The following is a 17,652-nucleotide window of genomic DNA, read 5'->3' as shown; positions in this document are numbered from 1 at the left end:
AAATTAAAGCTATTATACTGTACAATAACTAATAAACAATTAAGGAATATGAAAATGAAGATAGTATTATCAGTTGTACTTGCAATGTTGATTGCAGGATGCAGTGACGAGAAAAAATCTGAGAATGTATCGGCTACAGCAGAAGTTGCGAAAGAGGTACAAACGGTCCAAAAGCAACCTGTTCAAACCCGACAAAATGATGCAATGCAAAAAGTTGCTGCAGTGCAAAAAGCCATTGAAACAAAGAAGCTTGTAGTGGTAGAAAAGGTAACAAAAGATGTGCCCCAGACAACAACAGCTGACGGTGCAAAACTTTTTACTGCTTGTTCAAGTTGTCACGGAGCACATGCTGAGAAAAAAGCTTTAGGAAAATCTCAGATAATTAAAGGATGGGACAAAACAAAAATCATAACGGCGCTCAAAGGCTATAAAGACGGAACATACGGCGGAGCTATGAAAGCTGTTATGAAGGGACAGGCAGCAAAACTTTCCGATGCAGACATCAAAGCTTTGGCAGAATATATTTCAAAATTATAAGTTGCAACAGCTATGTATTTTATAGAGCATTGCTACTCTTTTAGATAGTAGTGATTGTTTTTGAGAACAAAAGTGTACTTTTGAGAAGTTGTATCGTTTAACCACTCTGTATAGGCAGCCATATAGAGATTGCTTATTTCATTGGGTGTCAGTATACAATCACTGTTTTGACATTCAGTGTGTGCAGAAGCAATGCTTTTTCGACTTTTTTTATCAAAAAAATGTGGGTAAAAATTATCTACATCGTCTGCGAAGTAGAGATACTCTTGCATGGTAAGTGGACCATACAGATTTTCTCCATCAACTACACTTTTTTTCGGTAAAGGATTGGAGGGAAGAATTTTTTTAGGAAAGTCACTTTCTTCTACAACCTTTTCTTGCTTATTCTTTTCTATGGATGTTGTCGGATGTGTTGTTTTTTTTACAACATTGGTTTGTTGAATAACTGTCGTATCTCTTGTTAAAAGAAGAATAAAAATAATAACAAGGAGCAATCCAAGAACCAAATATTCATACAAACCCCAAACTCTCCAAAAGGTCCAAACTCCTTTATTGAAAGGAGTGTTATGGTTGTTCGACTTTTCTTCTGATTCTAATTTATAGTCATTTTTGTAATATTTACGTGAAAATTGCGACATTGTTAAAATTCATCTTTCGTTAAGGCTTCGTTTTTAAAATATATGAGTTGTGCTCCACTGTCTCTGAAAAAATAGTTCCAAAAGGTTTTTAGTTTTTTAATTTTTGAGAGGTCTTCATCTCCTAAAACACGGACATAGACTTTCGCTCCATTGAGGTGTAAATTGATACCGCGTTCTTTGTTTTGACGTTTAAACTCTTGGTAAAAATCTTTTGAAGCAAGATTTGGAACCAAATCAAAATCACTGATATTATCTATATTTTTCATTGTAGAGTAGATAATTATTTTATCATTTTTTTTAATATCAAGCCCATCAAAAAAATTATCTAAATTAAGCACGATTTCGTCTGAAGATGTTGACATATCCTTGATGATACTTGTAAGGTCTGTACTTGTAGCGTTATAAACATACCCTGATGTTGAGAATTTTTTAAGCATGGCAACATCCGCACCGCCTACAGCTACTACTTTTACATCAACTTTATCTTTTTCCAGATTTTTTATTTCTGCTTTTGCTACTTTTTCATCATTTATCTTGGCTCCATCGGTAAATATCATAATGGTTCTTTTTCCTCGATTTTGAAGGGGTAAAACTTCCATTGCTTTTTTAAGCCCACTGCCTAAAAAAGTGTCATTTCGTGAAACTTTTATATTTTCAGTAATGGAGAGGAGGCGTTCTTTGTTTTTTAGGTTGTCAGCTAAAATTTTACTGCGTTTTTGAGCAGGCATGTTTTTTTTACCGTCAAAAGTGATGATACTTACTTTTGTGTTTTTTGCCTTGTTTTTTATGAGATGCTCCATTGCAGTTTTTACTTCACGTAAATAGTTATGCTTTTTGTTTACCATACTGCCGGAAATATCAACAAGAAAAATGACATCACCATAGAGTTTCCCTTTTTTTGGCGGCTTAACTCCTTTTTTTATTTTTATAAAAAATCTCATAAATTTTTTGTTGTTCTCTTTATATTTTTGTTCCCCTATTTTTTGTTCACTGTAACGTGCTCTTGTTTTGAGCTTAATATTTCCCTTGAAAGCATAAAAGTAAACTTTTTCTCTATTTTTATAAATAGTTTTCTTTTGTGATTTGTTAAAGTACGTTAATCGTCCGAGTTCATTGTATTGCGATCGGTTCATTCCTGCAGAGAGATCAACAAATACAAAAGTATCACCCCATACAATTGATGTTGTCAAAAACAGTAAAAACAGTATTTTATACATCTTTTTTCATCTCCTTGAGTGTTTGTGGTTTTTGAAATTTGTAGATCATATACTCTTCAATATTGTTGACATGCTGCAACTCTTTTCGTGTGTCGAGTGTTATATATTCTCTGAGTATCATAGCGACATACGATTCTTCTTCTATAGCTACACCTTGCGTTCTATATATTTCACGCAGGTATGATTCTACAAGTTCAAGTTGTATTTTAAAGACTGCCGTATAGGCATTATATGTACGGACATGTATATCATAAAGTGCGGCGGCATCAACAAGCTTTGAAAAGAGTCTGTTAATCTCCTCTTTTTTAAAGGCTATCATCTTTTTGTCTAAGGTAATGATCTTTTTTTGACACTTCTTTTTTCTTGTTTCAAGCAGCTTTATTTTTGACTCAATCATTTCATAAATAGGACTCGAAGTATGACTAAAGTACGATAAAAAAGCACCGCCTATAAAGATAAAAAGGTTAATAATGACAAAAACATAAGCAGTGTTTTCTTTTCTTTTTTGTGCATCTTCTCGTAATTTTTGTATCTTGGTATCTAAGCTTGAAGGCTCTTCTTTTGTCTGTTGTACCGGTTCATCTGACCCAAAGCCTCCGCCATCACCGAAGTCATCGCCATCACCAAAACCATCATCTTGCGAGTCATTTTGTGCACTGTTTGCAAAACCTGCCGTGTCGTTGTCGCCAAAAAGAGATGTCTCTTTCGTATCTTCTTTTTGCATTTTAAGAACTTTTACCTGATTGTCATCAGCTAAAATTGTATGCATTTTAGAACGAATGTCTACCGTTGCCCAGATAGCCGCAGCAGATATAGCTACAATTATCATAATTTTTATGATGTAAAATTTCTTCTCTTTTTGGGTTGTATTTGCAAAATGGCGTACAAGTTTGCCAAGTGCATGCGCCATCCAAATAATCATTCCCACAAAACCGATGGACATTAACAAAGAGGTCCAAAAGACCTGAGATTGTTTTTCTAGCGGCATATCTGCAGTAAGTCCTATCTCTTGAGATAAAAATACATTTTGGTAAATGAGCAGTTCAGCCCCGCCGACTAAAAGCATCACGGCCAAAAATACCCAAAACGGGAGTTTTTGCAAATCACCGGTAACTTTACGATTTTCAAGTTTGTTGAACTCTTTTTCTATTGTTTTTTTCTCAGCTGTATAAGATTGTATCTCTTCTTCTATGTGATTGATTTCGGATATACATTCTTCTTTTTGTTTTTCCAAAGTATTGAGTTCATAGTAGAGTTTATTGTCAAGTTCAGATTTTATTTCACTGTAAGAAGCTTCAAGAAGTTGAATTTTTTGATAAACTGCATTGGAGGTATTGATCATTATTTCATAAAGATAGTTTGATACATAGAGCATATTTGTTCTAAATTCATCTTTTGAGAGTGCAATGTTGTTTACCTCTTTAAGTCTATACTCTTTATCAAACTCATTAAGAAGTATGTCTGTTTCATTTTTAAGCTGCTTTGTAGAGAGGTCATGAGGTTTGGCATAAAACAAATTTTTTAAAAAGTGTATCATTGTATTTCAAACCTCTCTCGTAATCTTGTGAGATCTTTTTCAAACTTCTCTTTTTCAGCACTAGAAGCATTGAGTTGTTGTAAAAAAATCTCTCCATACTGTTTAAATTCATCAAGCAGTATTTCAGCTTCTAAAAGATAGCGTTTTTTATCTGCATTGAGCGGTGTTATTTTGTACCTGTCATCAATATATTCTTCTTGATACTTTTGTCTGTTTTTGAGATGTACTCTATAAACAATAGAGAGTTTGTCCTGTGTTGTTTTATAGAGTTTATGGTAGTAGGAGTGTGTTGTCGGATTAGGTACGGTCTGTTCTCTTATATCTTCAAGATTTTCTTCAAAATCAACAAAGTAGTTGTCAAAATAGAGGACAGGCTGATACTCTTGCAAAGAGAGATCTTCTTCTATAAGGTTTTGGTATTGTAAGAGCAGATATTTATAGAGATCCATAAGGTTTTGTTCATTTTTAGCGAAGCTCACCATAATATCAGAAATATTTTCTTCTTGGTGCAGCAGAGCTTCTTCTGCTTTTTGATTGTTTTTGTTGACAAAGGACTGCATAAGGCTTTTAAATGTTTCCAAGTCATTTTTAACAAAAAATGCTTGTTTGTCACTCTCTTTTGCCCGTTTTGCCAATGCCAAAACATCATCAATACAGAGGCCGACATACTCACTGTCGATCTGTTGTGCACAATGTTTTTGTGTATTTACTTGAAGTTCAAGACTCAAAAAAAATCCTTTTGACTTTTTGTTGTTATATGGTAATGAAAATTTCTTAGCATAACATAAAAAAACTTTTTTTTTGAAATTTCTCTCATATTTTTCATAAGCAAAAGTATAACACTGTAAAACGAATGCATTATTTCGTTTAGTAAGAGTTTTTAATTGCTTGTAATTATTTGTATTTGTTGGAAAATGATTTTCTCACACGGGGTGAGATGGATCAAAGCAGTAGAACAGACAGATAATGTCTCCCATCAGTCTCAAAATAACTATCTCACGCGGGGTGAGATGGATTCAAAAAAGGCATTTAATATAACATTTGCTATTGGTCTCGAAATAACTATCTTACGCGGGGTGAGATGGATCAATGGAAAAATTGCCGGTATCAAATGTTGCTCAGTCTCGAAATAACTATCTCACGCGGGGTGAGATGGATGATATGCATCTGATTTTACCTCGTCAAACAGTATTGTCTCGAAATAACTATCTCACGCGGGGTGAGATGGATATATGGGTCACGTTGTGGAGGCAAACCTCTTTCGCCTGCTGTCTCGAAATAACTATCTCACGCGGGGTGAGATGGATTATGCTGCTGACTCGGTAGATAGCTACCTAGAGGAAAAGTCTCGAAATAACTATCTCACGCGGGGTGAGATGGATAGCACAACACCTTGACAAAAAAGAGTTTTGGGAAGTGCTTTAGTCTCGAAATAACTATCTCACGCGGGGTGAGATGGATACTTAAAATCTCCAGACGGGAAAGCTTATGTTTACTATAATGTCTCGAAATAACTATCTCACGCGGGGTGAGATGGATAGCCTAAAATGGCTATATGGATGAGTATTATACCCTTTCTTGGAAGAGTTACACAAGCGATGATTAGGAATATTATCAAAAAAATTCGAAAATCCCCCTCTTTTTACAAAATGTAACTTTGAAGTTTGAACAGTAAAAAGTCAAAAAACGCCTGTTTTACGAGGTTTGTATCTTTCAAAAAGTTCGCAAATTATTTAATGTTTTTCTCAAAAAATACGATCATCTCACTTTCAGGATTGTTTTAGTTTTAGAACACTTTAAACAAAGGGTTTCAAACTAAAAAAAAACTAAAAGTTCGCAAATCAAGTTAGAAAAAAGTAAAACATCTGACTTTTACGAACTTTTTTCAACTGATTTTTTTTGTAAGCCTCTAAAATACGCTGAAAAAAGTTCGCAAGAGAATTTTATACTGTTTTAAATAAACATCTCCTCATATTCAAAGGGTTCTGCTCTGTTTGCAAATTCAAAACAACGCCCAACTGATTTTTCATGAATATAGTAAAACCGTAACGAATCATACTTTTTATTTATAAACTTTTTAAGTTCTATTTCATACAGCAGTTTATCGAATTGTCTTTGACTGAGTTCACATTCATATACAGAGTAGTTAACGCGCGTTCCATATTTATCTAAAAGGGTAGATAGTTTTGTACGATGTTTATCGTTAGCAATATCGTAGCTTATCACATACTTCATTAAAACTTTCCTATAAAAGGTTTATACTTTTTCTCTTCGCCTTTTACTACCTTAGCTAAAAGATATGCCTGTGTTTGTATGATGTTTTTTACTTTTCTTGACTCTTTTTTCCACATTGTATAGCTTCCTAGTTTTTCTTTGATATTACGAGACAAAAGTTGTCTGCTTGTTTTTGTTAAGAGTCCATCGGTCCCTAATTTGAGAGGTTCATCTTTATTGAGCATAGAGATTAGCACTCTATCGACAATAAACGTTCGAAACTCTTCAATCATATCAAAGGTAAGTGTAGGTTTGTTACCGTCTAAAGTATGTAAAAATGAGATATTTAAACTCAAGCCCGCTGTAAGAAGTGCACGCTGTACCTCTCCGTATAAAATTGCATAGGCATAGTTGAGCGAACTGTTTACAATGTCCCTTGCACCTTGTGTTATGCGTTTTTCAAAAGGAACTTCAAGTAACAAACGAACACCATTCCAATACGATGCAGAAATAGCACCCTCTATACCCATCAGAGACTCTATTGATTCAGCTGTCTTTATTTTAAGGAAATTTTTTTGCATCGTGTTTATTTCTTTGTCTAATATCTTATGATATTTGTTCATATACTTCAGATAATTTAACTGATTTTTTGCCTTTCCTTTTATAAAAGCTTGCGCTAATAAAATATGTGTTTTTGTTTGCAGTAGTAAAGATTGCTTTGTATATATCTGCGTAGATGCAGCATTATAGCTTGTAAAAGTTGCATAAGGAAATGCTTTTGTGTCTATAAAATCTATGCCTATATTGTTTTGGGCACATTTTTTAAAAACATCACTGCTTATGGTAAAACCTTTCCCTTCTAAAATGATACGTTGAACTCTATTAAGAGGATAACGTTCTTTTACTCTGCCATATTCTTTTACAACAAACTTATTTTTTGAAATACCAAGCATTAGTCCCGGCGTACTTATATGTAACGTTGCCTCGTTTGCAAATTTTTTAGCATATATATTTTTCTTTTTGTTGATGATTTTTGTAGAAGCTTTATAGGATTTATTTGCTTTGTACTCTTCATAGCCTTTTGCAAGTGCAAGTTCTCTTGCAGAGTTTGCTTCAGTCTTATCAAAAAGTATTTCAAAACGAATCTCGGATATGAAATTTTTAAATACTTTTTTCGTCTTTACTGTTTTGTTTGTTTTACTGAGATATACCTTATGTGAAACACTTTCAATCAAAGCATTTTGTAGCATAAGATGTTGCTGGTTATGCTCGGGTATAATTTTAAGATAATAGTTTTTTAGACTTCTTAAGTAGCTGTTTATATTTTCTGAATAAGTATAAAAACCAGCTGATGTGTTGGCTATGCTTTTTATTTTTTGCAGTGTGCGGACTATTCTTTGTTCTGCTACAAATCGATTTCTTCCTATAAAAGAGATGCCAAGAAATGTAAAGCCTTCGCTTATATGAACAATTTTTGTTTTACTCTCTTTAAGAGAAAGTTTCAGTGTTTTTAGAAATTCTTTTAATTTTTTCAAGACTTTGTAGGCATCATTTTTCTTTTGAAACAATAAAACAAAATCATCTGCATAACGCACAAAAACCAGTTGCTCTTTTTCTAAAAATATATCCATTTGATTGAGATAGATATTTGAGAGTAAAGGAGAAAGTATATCACCTTGATGCACACCTTGGAGATGATCATCATACTCCATATTTTTAAAACCACCTGTCTTTAAAAACAAGGAAATTAACTTGAGAATTTTTTTATCTGCTATCTCTGTTTCTAGCAGATTTAATAATATGTCATGATCTATAGTTTCAAAAAAATTGTCAATATCACTTTTGAGAATATGAAAGTATTTTTTATTTATGTAGTCAGTTACTCGGTTGAGTGCTTTCATGGTTGATTTGTCAGGTCTGTAAGCATATGATTTGTCATTAAATTTATTTTCAAAATAAGGATTGAGATTATTATAAAGAACTTTTTGTACTATTTTATCTTTAATTGCACTCAGGGCAATGGGGCGCTTCTCGTCAGAATCAGTTTTTTCTATCTCTATCTGCTTTAACGGTTCAGGAGAGAACTCTCCTTTTAAGAGTTTGTTAGAAAGTTTATTGATCTTTTCATCAAACTCCTTTTCAAACTCTTTAAAATGTATTTCATCAATACCGCTTGCATTTTTATTTATCTCTTCATAAGCACTTTTAAGTGCTGATGGCAAAAAGATATACTCAAGTGGCTTCGTAAACATAAACTATCTTCCCAAAAGTTCATAAACTTTTATCGCCCATTTAATAGGCGCTTTGTTTTTTGGTGTAGGTTTTGGACCTATATGGCTCTCAAGAAAGTCAGCAAGTTCATTTTTTTCATCGACTGCAAGTTCATACAGTTCTATAGTCTCAAAAATCAGTTTTGTATCTGATTTAGTATAGTTTGCGATGCTCACTTTAATTTTTTCTACATTTGAGTCAAGCGCAGAAAGAGCTGCTTCTTTTTGTAATTGTTCTTCTTTCTCTTTCCGCTCAAGTTCTTGTTTTTTAAGCTCTTCTTGATAATCTTGAATCTGATTTTTTGCCTTTTGTGCAAGGTTCGCCTCAAACTGCCCATAGCCTACATTTGTTTTGGCTCCTATACCTCTGTCTGCCAGGATATTGGCAAAAAGCAGTGCTTTTTGCTCTTTTGTAATAATGCCATCTTTGAGTTTAAACTCAAATGTAAAAGTTACGCCCGGCATCACTTTTATAAAGCGAAGCGGTATGGGATTTTTTAATCCGTTTTCATCATGTGGTGTTAGAAAATCATCACCCAAAAGATTGCGTCCGCTTTTTGAGACAGTTGCATCAAAAAAAATATCGCCATTGGTAAAAATTTCACGCTCAAGTGCTTCTATATCAACAGTTTTATCTTCAAGTAATTCCTGAATATATTCTTTATGTTTAAAAATACTTCTAAGTACCCCTTTTACGGAAGAACCAGCAATTACCGGGAGACCTGTTGTATAGTCAAAAGAGAAACCTAAGATAGCCTGTCCTTTAATACTTGGAAGTTCATGGGCATTACCACTTCCAAGCAAAAGTCCAGGGTAGGTGGTTGTTGCCGTAAAGTGGATATTTCCCAAAAAATCTTTTGATTCTAACTCTGGCTTTTGTTTGATGATATTATCTACTTTTTGCTGAATCAAAGATTCATTTTTAGCGTCTGATATATCTGCATAGTTGATATCTTTAAAATACTCTTTGTAAAAGAGCCATCCAATATTTGCACCCATGTTATTCACCTTTTTTGAGTTTAAATGTTCTTATGCTTAGCTTCACAGCTACAGCAATATCCAATATCTGTTGTTTGAGATATGCTTCATTTTTTTGTTTTGGGAGAATATACTTTAACAAAGAACTCTCCTGTGTATCTTGATCTAGTATCTGTAAAATAATCTTTGTTAAATAACTTTTGTCCTCTTTAGTGTTTGCATCTGTGTTTTCAAAGAGTGCAAGTGTCGGCTTTAAACCACTCTGAATCACACTCGCACCAAAAGAAGATATATAGCCATTGTATGCTGATGGAATAACACCATTTTCAAATGTACGTTCTAAAACTTTTATAGCTTTTGGTATATGCTTTTCAATATTTTTTTTACTCATTATGAAATCCTTGTTACTTTAGAAAAGCCATAACCTATAGATTTGTTGGCACCAAATTGAACTATAGAACCCTCATTGTGAAATCTATTTTCAAAGCCTGCTATCTTTTTGGCATCTTTTTCATCAATATTATCAGGTTTTGCAATACAAAAGAAAAACTGTGTTTTTTTCGGAACGACCTCTTCATACCACAAATTTTGACTTATTCCATTTTCTAAGGCGTTACGAGCTAATACAGGAAGTTCTAGTTGCTTAAAGTCAGCATCATCAAAAAGTGCTAAATTTTTTCCTAAAAATTTTTCTAAAACTGTTGTATCAAAGTTACTGACAGTTGCTTTGTCATCTTCCAAAATAGCATTTTTTATATTTTGAAAAATCAGTGGTGAACTCTTTTGTACTTTTAAATCAGCAAAGCGTTGCAATACTTTTTTTGTTTCTGCATCAAAATCAATATTGAAATTTTCAATTGTTTCTAAGAAATTTTGAATAACTAAAGGGGAAGTTGCATTAAAATATGCTTTTACATTACTGCGAACAGGACGTGTAAGTATTTGTGCTTCAAAAAAACTATATGCTCCTGTTTGATGAGAATCGTTTGAAATATTATCAGGTCCAAAGATATACTCTACCAGGGCTTTAGAACCATTTTCAGATGAAAATACTTCACGAAAAGCACCTTTGAGACTAGAAGAGTTAATATTTGGAAGATTTGTAATAGCATCTCTTTGTACCTGGTTGTCAATAATGTCAAAGTTTATATCTCCGCTACCTACATGTAAGTTACTGAGTGTATTGATTTTATAAAGTTCTATTTTCATTTTATTTATCTCCCTGTTTGTATGAATATATATTTAAGCCAATTTTTTGACAGTTTGTGTTGTTGAGGTTTTGCAGTAAATCTTGAGAAGGGTTAATGAAGACAGAGCCCTTTTCATAAAGATTTACTTTTTTACTTTTTTGAAATTTATTGTGCTGTGTTACATGTTTTTTGTTTTGTAAAGTTCGAAAACTTATTTCACTTGTCACAGCAAAGTCACAATGTTGTGCAATATTTTCAAGTGTAATATAGGCATCACTTAAAAGTGTCAAGTAACCGTTTTTATCTTCATATTGCACACTGTCTGAAGACTCTTTTACCTGCATAAGAAATTTACTTCTATCTGCCCCAAGAGTTATAAGACTACTTTTTAGTTCGAAATCAACATCAAGATAAAAAGCAAAAACAAAATTATCCCGTAGCAGGTACGTTGTTTTTTTAAAGAGTGAATTGTCTCCACCGTTTTTTTTGTTACCTGTTTGTTGGATTGGTTGAAATATATCACTGCTAGATAATTTTGTATGCGTCTTTGTTGAAACAAAATTATCATAAATATCTTTTTTTGGATTGTATCCTTTGAGGAGACCATCTTTATAAGAGTAGCTGTCTATATCTACTTTCTTTATAAATGATTTTTTTTCGTTCATTAAAAAGAGTGGCGACAGGCTTTTAATAACACCAAAATCTTGTGTCTGTGTTGCTAAGATATCAAACTTTTGCGTGCCGGTAAGCTTTTTTGCATCTTCTTTATCTTTTTTATCAATCCATTCTCCTCTTATCTTACGAGTGAGTACACCTGCTTGTGTCATAATCTCTTTTTTGAGCATTCCCAAAAGTGCACTCTGCTGTGGAAATTGACGTGATTTTACCAGATATGTGCCATTTGTTTTATCCCCTAGTGTTCCATAAGTATCTTCACCACCAAACAAGAAAGGTTCAAGTGCTTTTAGTGTTATAAGATATTTCATTATTTATCTCCTTTTACAAACTTCATAAAACGGAGCGTTGCATAGACCTGATTTAGATCTTTTGAAGCAGCCATATATGATACAAGTTCATCAAAAAAATCTTTGTATTCACTATGCCCAGCTTCATTAAAATAGTTATCAAAGAAGTTATGTAATTTTTTTTCATTATGTAAAATTTCATTTAATGTTGTTTTGTAACTCTTTATTTTATGGTGCAGGGAATGTAAAAAGTTACTGTTGTTTTGCTCATCTTCAAGTGTTGTCATCAGTTTTAAGAACTTTTGATATACCTCTGTATCGTTTTTGCGAATTATTGTTTCAAAGCTTTGTCCGCTATGTTTGGTGACTTGAAAAGCGACACTGTTTTTATCTTCTGTTTTTGCTTTTGCAAAAAGTTGTTTTCTTGAGTTTTCAAGTGCCTCATAAAGAGGAAATTTAACATAGTTGATGGAGATACCAAAACTTAATGTTGCTTCGGGAATATTGGTACTGAAGTCTTGTGCAATCTTGTCACAAAGATTAAAAATTGTACTTTTATCTTTACCTATAACCGGAGCGAAAAAGAGTAAATCATCTCCACCGGCAAATATTGTCTGTCCGCCAAATTTTTTAACACTTTCATGTGCATTTTGGCAGTAGTGAAAGAGTGCTTGGGAAACTTTAGAGATATTTTCTGGTTTTTCTATTGCCACTCCCATTTTATCACCATCTGCATGAACAATACAGTAGTAATTATGATAGCAAAGTTTTTTAATATCATCTACTATATTTTTTCCCTCTGTAAGAAAGTTATCTTTATCACCCTTTTTTCTTCTGAGAGCATTTGCAAAACTTTCATCTTGTGTTACTTCAAACATAAGCTCCTTGGTATCAAGATACGGAGTAAGCTTTATAATAGGGTTTGCATCTGCACTCAACTCTTTTTCAATGAAGTGAATTTGTAAATAATTTTTAACATTTTCAAAAGAAACAGCAAGTTTTTGAGCGACATCATTTAATACTTCATCAATACAACGCTCTAACGCTTCAGCATCACCTTTTTGTGATTTAAAAATCAAGCGATCATGAAATAATCCAACTTTATCTATTTTAAATACATCATCATTTACATATGGAGTAATAAACTTTCTTGTTTTAAATTTTTGTACTATCTCTTTCATAATATAAGAGAAAATATAACTGCTGCTAAAAAGTTCTTTTGGCTTTTTGGCTTTTTTCAGTGTTTTATAAATTGGTCCTATTGTTAGTCCTATATATTTCATAAGCCAGCCTTTATTTCATTAAATATTTTTTTAAGTACAGCATACTCATTTGCTTTATGATATTTACTCTCAATATATGTCTCTAAATTAAGGCGAAAAGCAAAAGCAAAAAAATCATCGAAGCTGAAACTTTTTGGAGTAGAGAGTTTTAGATCTCCTTTTCTCTTTACTTTGATAGTGAATTCTTGATCAAGTAATTTTTGGACACTTTTATCTGCCCAGAAATAGACTCTTTCGTCTGCTATCTTAAACGTTATCGGTGATTGAAAACGTTCTATGTCTTGATGCTCTTTCTCTATTGTTACATTATAACTTTTCCACTCTTGAGAAGATGAAAGTCCAAAAAGATCACGTAAGAGAAGTTTTTTGTCTGATGAAAACAGTAAAACATCACTTTGATGTTTGTTTTGTTGTTCTTGAAGCTTGTTTGCAAAGAATTTCTCTTTTATGCTTTTTTTCTCCCATTGCCATCCTTTACTTTTAGCATATGCAAAGATAATTGGTTTTGTATAAAAAGGACTTGATGGGCGCATTGAAAGATTTATACCTTGTCTTAAAAACTGATAAAACAGCCCTACATTTTTTTCCCAATCTTTTGATGAAAAAGTATAAACCTTTTCTAGGACTAAATCTTGATTGAATTTTTTATTTGCTAAATAAAAACTTCCATACCCTTTACTTTGCCTTGTTCCAAAGTTGGTATTTGCCAAAAATGCCTCGAAATTATTATCGATAGCATCTAAAATCTCTGGTAGGAAGCTTAAAAAGACTATTTTAAAAGGTTTTGTGTACTCTTTGTACTCTTTTTCTTTACCATCTCCAATATTCCCAAAAAAAAGAGATCCTTTTTCTATTTTTTTACTCGATGCAAGATTAGGTTCTATCTTCACCTTATAATCTAATGATTTATGCCCATTTATATTTTTTATATAAGGCAAACCTTTTACATTTTCCAATAAAAACCGATCAAATTTTGGTTTTAATTCCGTAGCTCTTAATGTCGCCCCGTTTTGTTCACTTTGAAAGTGAATGATGGGGGTGTGTTGTTTGAGAGTGAACTCGCGCTTAAATTTACTCATGATGCTCCTTTTTTGGTGATGTGAAAAATGTTTTAAGATTAATATTATAGCGTTGCGTAATTTTCTTTGTTACATAGAAAATACCAAGAAATGTAACTCCGCTCCACAGCCATCCAGAAATACCGGCAGGAAGTACATTCATACCAAGCATACCGGCTATGAATGTTCCCGGTAAAAATATAGTTCCAAGCTCTGTAAGCTTATTCATTGTCTTTGTTGTTTCTTTCTCCTCAATCATTTCTACAAACGTATGTAACTCATTCATCTCATTGTCAAGATCGTGCATATATTTTGGAATTTCCATTATCTGCATTGCTTGGTTATAAAGTTCTATGCCCTGATCTTGTGCCGTAAGTTCTTTAAAGTAGAGTTTGTTTAAATAATTTAAGTACTTTTTATAGAGTTTTCTTGTTGATTGTGACAAATCTCTGTTCTTATTATCTGTTGTATTTTGTATCTCATCTGAAAACTTAATGATACTTGCACGGTAGGCCAATAAAAGTGTAAACATTTGAAAGTAGATTGTACGTGTATGCCCCAAGAGTATATTATTCCCAAATTCCTTTCCTGTAAGCGATACAAAAGAGTAACGGCTGATGCCAAAGAGGGTTCCTGATTCTATCCATCTATCATAACTTGACTCAGTGATGAGTTTTTGACACATATGTCTGCTTTGACAGGTTTTACCGTTACCATCTACAAAGAGATACTCATACCAAAAATCACTCTTTGCATACGCATATTCATTTTTGTCCTCATCAAATACTTTTAGTTTATTTACTATGTCATCATTGTGGTACTGAGAAAGTAGAAACATTCTGTCATCTATGATTGGTTTAATTTTCTGTTCAGAAAAATTCTTCTTTATAAGAATTTTAATAAAAGATGGCAAAAGGTCTTCAGCATCATGATCCTTTACTTCTTCAAAACGGCAAAAATTTTCTTCTATAGGGTCTTCCCCTTGCAGTTGCAATGTAAGTGCATTTGCCAAAAGAACCTCTTTTGTCCCTTGTAAACCTTTTTCCAGGTTTAAAAATGGAGGATATATTCTTCTGCCATAGTCATTAATTGCTAAAATATCTTGAGGATTGCCATACTCTTTGTTGATCAGATTAAATGTTAAAATGGCGACATCTGTTTGAAAAGTACGTAAAGAGATACCGTCAATTTCAAGTGTATACTTTCCTTTTTTACAATCAATAACATATATACCTTCTTGTATTTTATATTCATAGTAGTCAGAAAAAGAGTCTCCTTCTCCTTTTTTGTTAAAAAGAGCTTCTTGAACATGTTTGTAGAAGTAAAGGTACTCATTGTATGTCTCACGGTTTTCAACAGCATATGGTTTATAGATCCAGCTTTCTTTTTTTTGAAATGCTCCTTTGAATGTAAAAGGCAACATAAACGTATGATAACTGATAATCTCTTTTTGCTTTTGCATATTTTCAAACTCCTTTATTAGTTTTTGTATCTCTTTTCCTGACAAAGTTCCCTCTATAATCCCTAAAAATCCATATTCTCCGCCACCAAAATAGTAATTACTATCATCAATTTTATTTCTATGTAAAAACTCTATAACTTTTTTTATTTCATAGCCATAAAAAACAATTTTTTCATCATTATAGATGACATAGTGTGTAAATTCATTGCAAACTCTGTCTGAAATTGTACTAAAGTGTGATGTGTGGGAGTAGATAATATTTTGACCGTTTAGAGTTTGGAGTGATTGTTTGGCTGCTGCTTCATCCTCTAAAGTAACACCGTGAGCTATTCTGTCTGCTTTGCGAATCTTTTCTATTTCTTCTGGTGTTGCACAGAGTTGTTTAAGACCTGAGATATAGTGTGCATCATTAGCCGCTACGAGTTGTTGCCATCGATTAAGATCTAAACCAAGTATTTTTGCCAACTGTTGAAGTGAACTCTCTCTTTGCGAAAATTTTCCATGATGATCTATAGTTTTGTAATTTTTTGGTGGTGTTATATCTTCTTGTAATTCAATGGCTATAAAGGTATCTGTATCATTGAAGATATCTTTATAGTCACTGAGTTTTGCACCCCATGTGAGTTCTCTATCGTAAAAACACTTGCCGGATTGCTCCAGCAGATGTTTTATTTCTATCATTTCAAGATCATTTCCACCAAGTAAAAAGATTTGTGCCATTGTTATACTTTTAATAAGCTATAGAAAAATAGACAACAGTATCATCAAAATTAATCATATCAGTATCTTGCCAATGATGTGCGATACCGATGCCCATTCCTTTATAAACATTTACTTCTGCTGCTACACTGTAGTTCGTACCCCATTTGTTTAATGTGTTAATCCTTGCTACTCCATAGCCATACCCTGCTTTAAGTTGAACAGGAAAATACCCGGCACTTAATTCACCAATGTCATAAGCAACTTTTAGTTCAGCACCAAAAGTATATATACTTCCATAAGTTTGTGAACTGTTCTTTGGTCCTGCATAGTTTAAATAATCAGTACCAAGTCCAATACTAAAACCTTTTTGCGAAGGTGTCATCCAATCTATACCTATATAGAGGTTTGAGTTATCTACTCCTCCTCCTATTTTTACTTTACTAAGAGCTGTATTATTAAACCAAATACGATTTGTATTGCTATATACATTATTTGCCTGTGCACTGGTTGTAATTACAATTCCCATTACCATTGTTGCTACGATTTTTGTCATATTTTCAACCTTTTTTTTCATTTATAAAATTATATACAGCATAAACGACACCATTAATTCGTTTTTAAATTTTTTATGTAGTTTTGCAGCTCATTTAGTAATTTATCCTTGTACCTCTTTGGTTTTAGTACTTCAATATGCGGAAGCCATGACTTTATAATATTGTCAATATCTTCATCATGACTTACACAAAATTTTACTCGCAAAGAACCATCTTCATAAGTATCTAAAATTTCTTGAGATTCTAAAAATTCTCTATTTTTAAAATAGATAGCAATTTCTTTATATACTTTTACTTCAACCTCAAAAGAATTTCCATCTTCAAAAAAAGCGGAGTGTACACGACCTAAAACTTCTTCTATATACTTGTTACTCGTATGATGATATTTTTCTGTCTTTTTTATATGTTTGATGTCTGAAAGACGAAATACTTTTACTTTTTGCTCCTCGATATCTTTTGCTAAAATATACCAAAAACCATCAAAAGCAGCGATTTTGTAAAGTTCAAGTTCTTTTTTTTGATTTGTAAAAGTAATGTATACAATTTTTTTATCTTCTATAATCTGCTCAAGTTCCGATATGAAAGGTGATTCAATATCTAAATCTTCAAGATCAGCCTGCTTGATAAAATAGGGCGAATAAAAGTTTTTATTTATTATTTTTTTATAGATGCTATCTTTTATTTTATCGATATCATCTACATTTTCAAACTGTGTAAGGGCAAGATTTAAAAACACCATCTCATCATTTGTCAAAGTTGTACGTTTAAGTGAATAACCGTACTCAAATCGAAATCTATGCTCATTGTCTTTTACTATTGGGTAATAATGAAGTCGTTCTTTTATGTCTTTTTGAATTGTTCGCATACTTACATTATATTCATCTGCTAACTCTTTGGAGGTTGGCATCTCTTCATTAGAGAGTTTTGTAAGAATACCTACAAGTCGTGTCAGTGTTTTATCATAGTCTTTTTTCATGTATTTTATTCCGTTTAAAATTGGAGGAAATATTATATATTGATATTCTTAATTTAATTTATTTTAAACAA

General features: G+C 32.6%; 16 protein-coding genes and 1 CRISPR repeat array. Of the genes, 1 reads left to right on the top strand and 15 read right to left on the bottom strand.

The window, feature by feature from the left end:
• The first annotated feature begins 279 nt into the window (after positions 1-279).
• Positions 280-537: a c-type cytochrome gene (locus MNY28_RS03400; protein WP_346389036.1), complete on the top strand. Its 258-nt coding sequence runs from the start codon at positions 280-282 to the stop codon at positions 535-537.
• A gap of 32 nt (positions 538-569) precedes the next feature.
• Here the strand turns inward: MNY28_RS03400 and MNY28_RS03395 are convergent, their stop codons facing one another.
• From MNY28_RS03395 to MNY28_RS03325, 15 genes are all read right to left on the bottom strand, one after another.
• A complete protein-coding gene (locus MNY28_RS03395) occupies positions 570-1,175 on the bottom strand; it encodes a hypothetical protein (RefSeq protein WP_346388911.1) in 606 nt (201 codons plus the stop codon).
• 2 nt (positions 1,176-1,177) lie between these two features.
• Positions 1,178-2,392 carry a vWA domain-containing protein gene (locus MNY28_RS03390; RefSeq protein WP_346388910.1) on the bottom strand — a complete coding sequence of 405 codons (1,215 nt, stop codon included), beginning with the start codon at positions 2,390-2,392 and terminating at the stop codon, positions 1,178-1,180.
• The gene (locus tag MNY28_RS03385; RefSeq protein ID WP_346388909.1) at positions 2,385-3,929 is read right to left on the bottom strand and encodes a hypothetical protein; all 1,545 of its coding nucleotides are present in this window, start codon (positions 3,927-3,929) and stop codon (positions 2,385-2,387) included. Before MNY28_RS03385 ends, MNY28_RS03390 begins: the two co-directional genes overlap by 8 nt.
• A complete protein-coding gene (locus tag MNY28_RS03380; RefSeq protein WP_346388908.1) occupies positions 3,926-4,657 on the bottom strand; it encodes a hypothetical protein in 732 nt (243 codons plus the stop codon). The genes MNY28_RS03385 and MNY28_RS03380 overlap by 4 nt, the downstream gene beginning before the upstream one ends.
• Positions 4,658-4,835: 178 nt before the next feature.
• A CRISPR array of direct repeats spans positions 4,836-5,468; the repeat unit is 37 nt; unit sequence GTCTCGAAATAACTATCTCACGCGGGGTGAGATGGAT.
• A gap of 414 nt (positions 5,469-5,882) precedes the next feature.
• Positions 5,883-6,164: a CRISPR-associated endonuclease Cas2 gene (cas2, locus tag MNY28_RS03375; RefSeq protein ID WP_346388907.1), complete on the bottom strand. Its 282-nt coding sequence runs from the start codon at positions 6,162-6,164 to the stop codon at positions 5,883-5,885.
• On the bottom strand, positions 6,164-8,395 hold the full coding sequence (gene cas1 / locus MNY28_RS03370; protein ID WP_346388906.1) for a CRISPR-associated endonuclease Cas1: 2,232 nt from the start codon (positions 8,393-8,395) through the stop codon (positions 6,164-6,166). Before cas1 ends, cas2 begins: the two co-directional genes overlap by 1 nt.
• A 3-nt stretch (positions 8,396-8,398) precedes the next feature.
• Entirely contained in the window at positions 8,399-9,412 is a 1,014-nt protein-coding gene (gene cmr6 / locus MNY28_RS03365; RefSeq protein ID WP_346388905.1) for a type III-B CRISPR module RAMP protein Cmr6, read from the bottom strand.
• Position 9,413: 1 nt separating this feature from the next.
• A complete protein-coding gene (locus MNY28_RS03360) occupies positions 9,414-9,782 on the bottom strand; it encodes a type III-B CRISPR module-associated protein Cmr5 (protein ID WP_346388904.1) in 369 nt (122 codons plus the stop codon).
• On the bottom strand, positions 9,782-10,600 hold the full coding sequence (cmr4, locus tag MNY28_RS03355) for a type III-B CRISPR module RAMP protein Cmr4 (RefSeq protein WP_346388903.1): 819 nt from the start codon (positions 10,598-10,600) through the stop codon (positions 9,782-9,784). The genes MNY28_RS03360 and cmr4 overlap by 1 nt, the downstream gene beginning before the upstream one ends.
• A gap of 1 nt (position 10,601) precedes the next feature.
• Positions 10,602-11,567, bottom strand: a complete 966-nt coding sequence (locus MNY28_RS03350) for a hypothetical protein (protein WP_346388902.1) — start codon at positions 11,565-11,567, stop codon at positions 10,602-10,604.
• Entirely contained in the window at positions 11,567-12,829 is a 1,263-nt protein-coding gene (locus MNY28_RS03345; protein WP_346388901.1) for a type III-B CRISPR-associated protein Cas10/Cmr2, read from the bottom strand. Before MNY28_RS03345 ends, MNY28_RS03350 begins: the two co-directional genes overlap by 1 nt.
• A complete protein-coding gene (locus MNY28_RS03340) occupies positions 12,826-13,908 on the bottom strand; it encodes a hypothetical protein (protein ID WP_346388900.1) in 1,083 nt (360 codons plus the stop codon). Before MNY28_RS03340 ends, MNY28_RS03345 begins: the two co-directional genes overlap by 4 nt.
• Positions 13,901-16,069, bottom strand: coding sequence for a CorA family divalent cation transporter (locus MNY28_RS03335; RefSeq protein ID WP_346388899.1), 2,169 nt, complete (start codon positions 16,067-16,069; stop codon positions 13,901-13,903). The genes MNY28_RS03340 and MNY28_RS03335 overlap by 8 nt, the downstream gene beginning before the upstream one ends.
• 10 nt (positions 16,070-16,079) lie before the next feature.
• Entirely contained in the window at positions 16,080-16,604 is a 525-nt protein-coding gene (locus MNY28_RS03330; RefSeq protein ID WP_346388898.1) for a hypothetical protein, read from the bottom strand.
• Positions 16,605-16,657: 53 nt separating this feature from the next.
• Entirely contained in the window at positions 16,658-17,581 is a 924-nt protein-coding gene (locus tag MNY28_RS03325; protein ID WP_346388897.1) for a WYL domain-containing protein, read from the bottom strand.
• Between the last annotated feature and the right edge of the window lie 71 nt (positions 17,582-17,652).

It is taken from the genome of Sulfurimonas sp. NWX367 (assembly GCF_039667065.1).
In the GTDB taxonomy this organism is placed as follows: domain Bacteria; phylum Campylobacterota; class Campylobacteria; order Campylobacterales; family Sulfurimonadaceae; genus Sulfurimonas; species Sulfurimonas hydrogeniphila.
The sequence above is the reverse complement of the archived record's forward strand: the minus strand, read 5'-3'. Positions and strand labels throughout refer to the sequence as shown.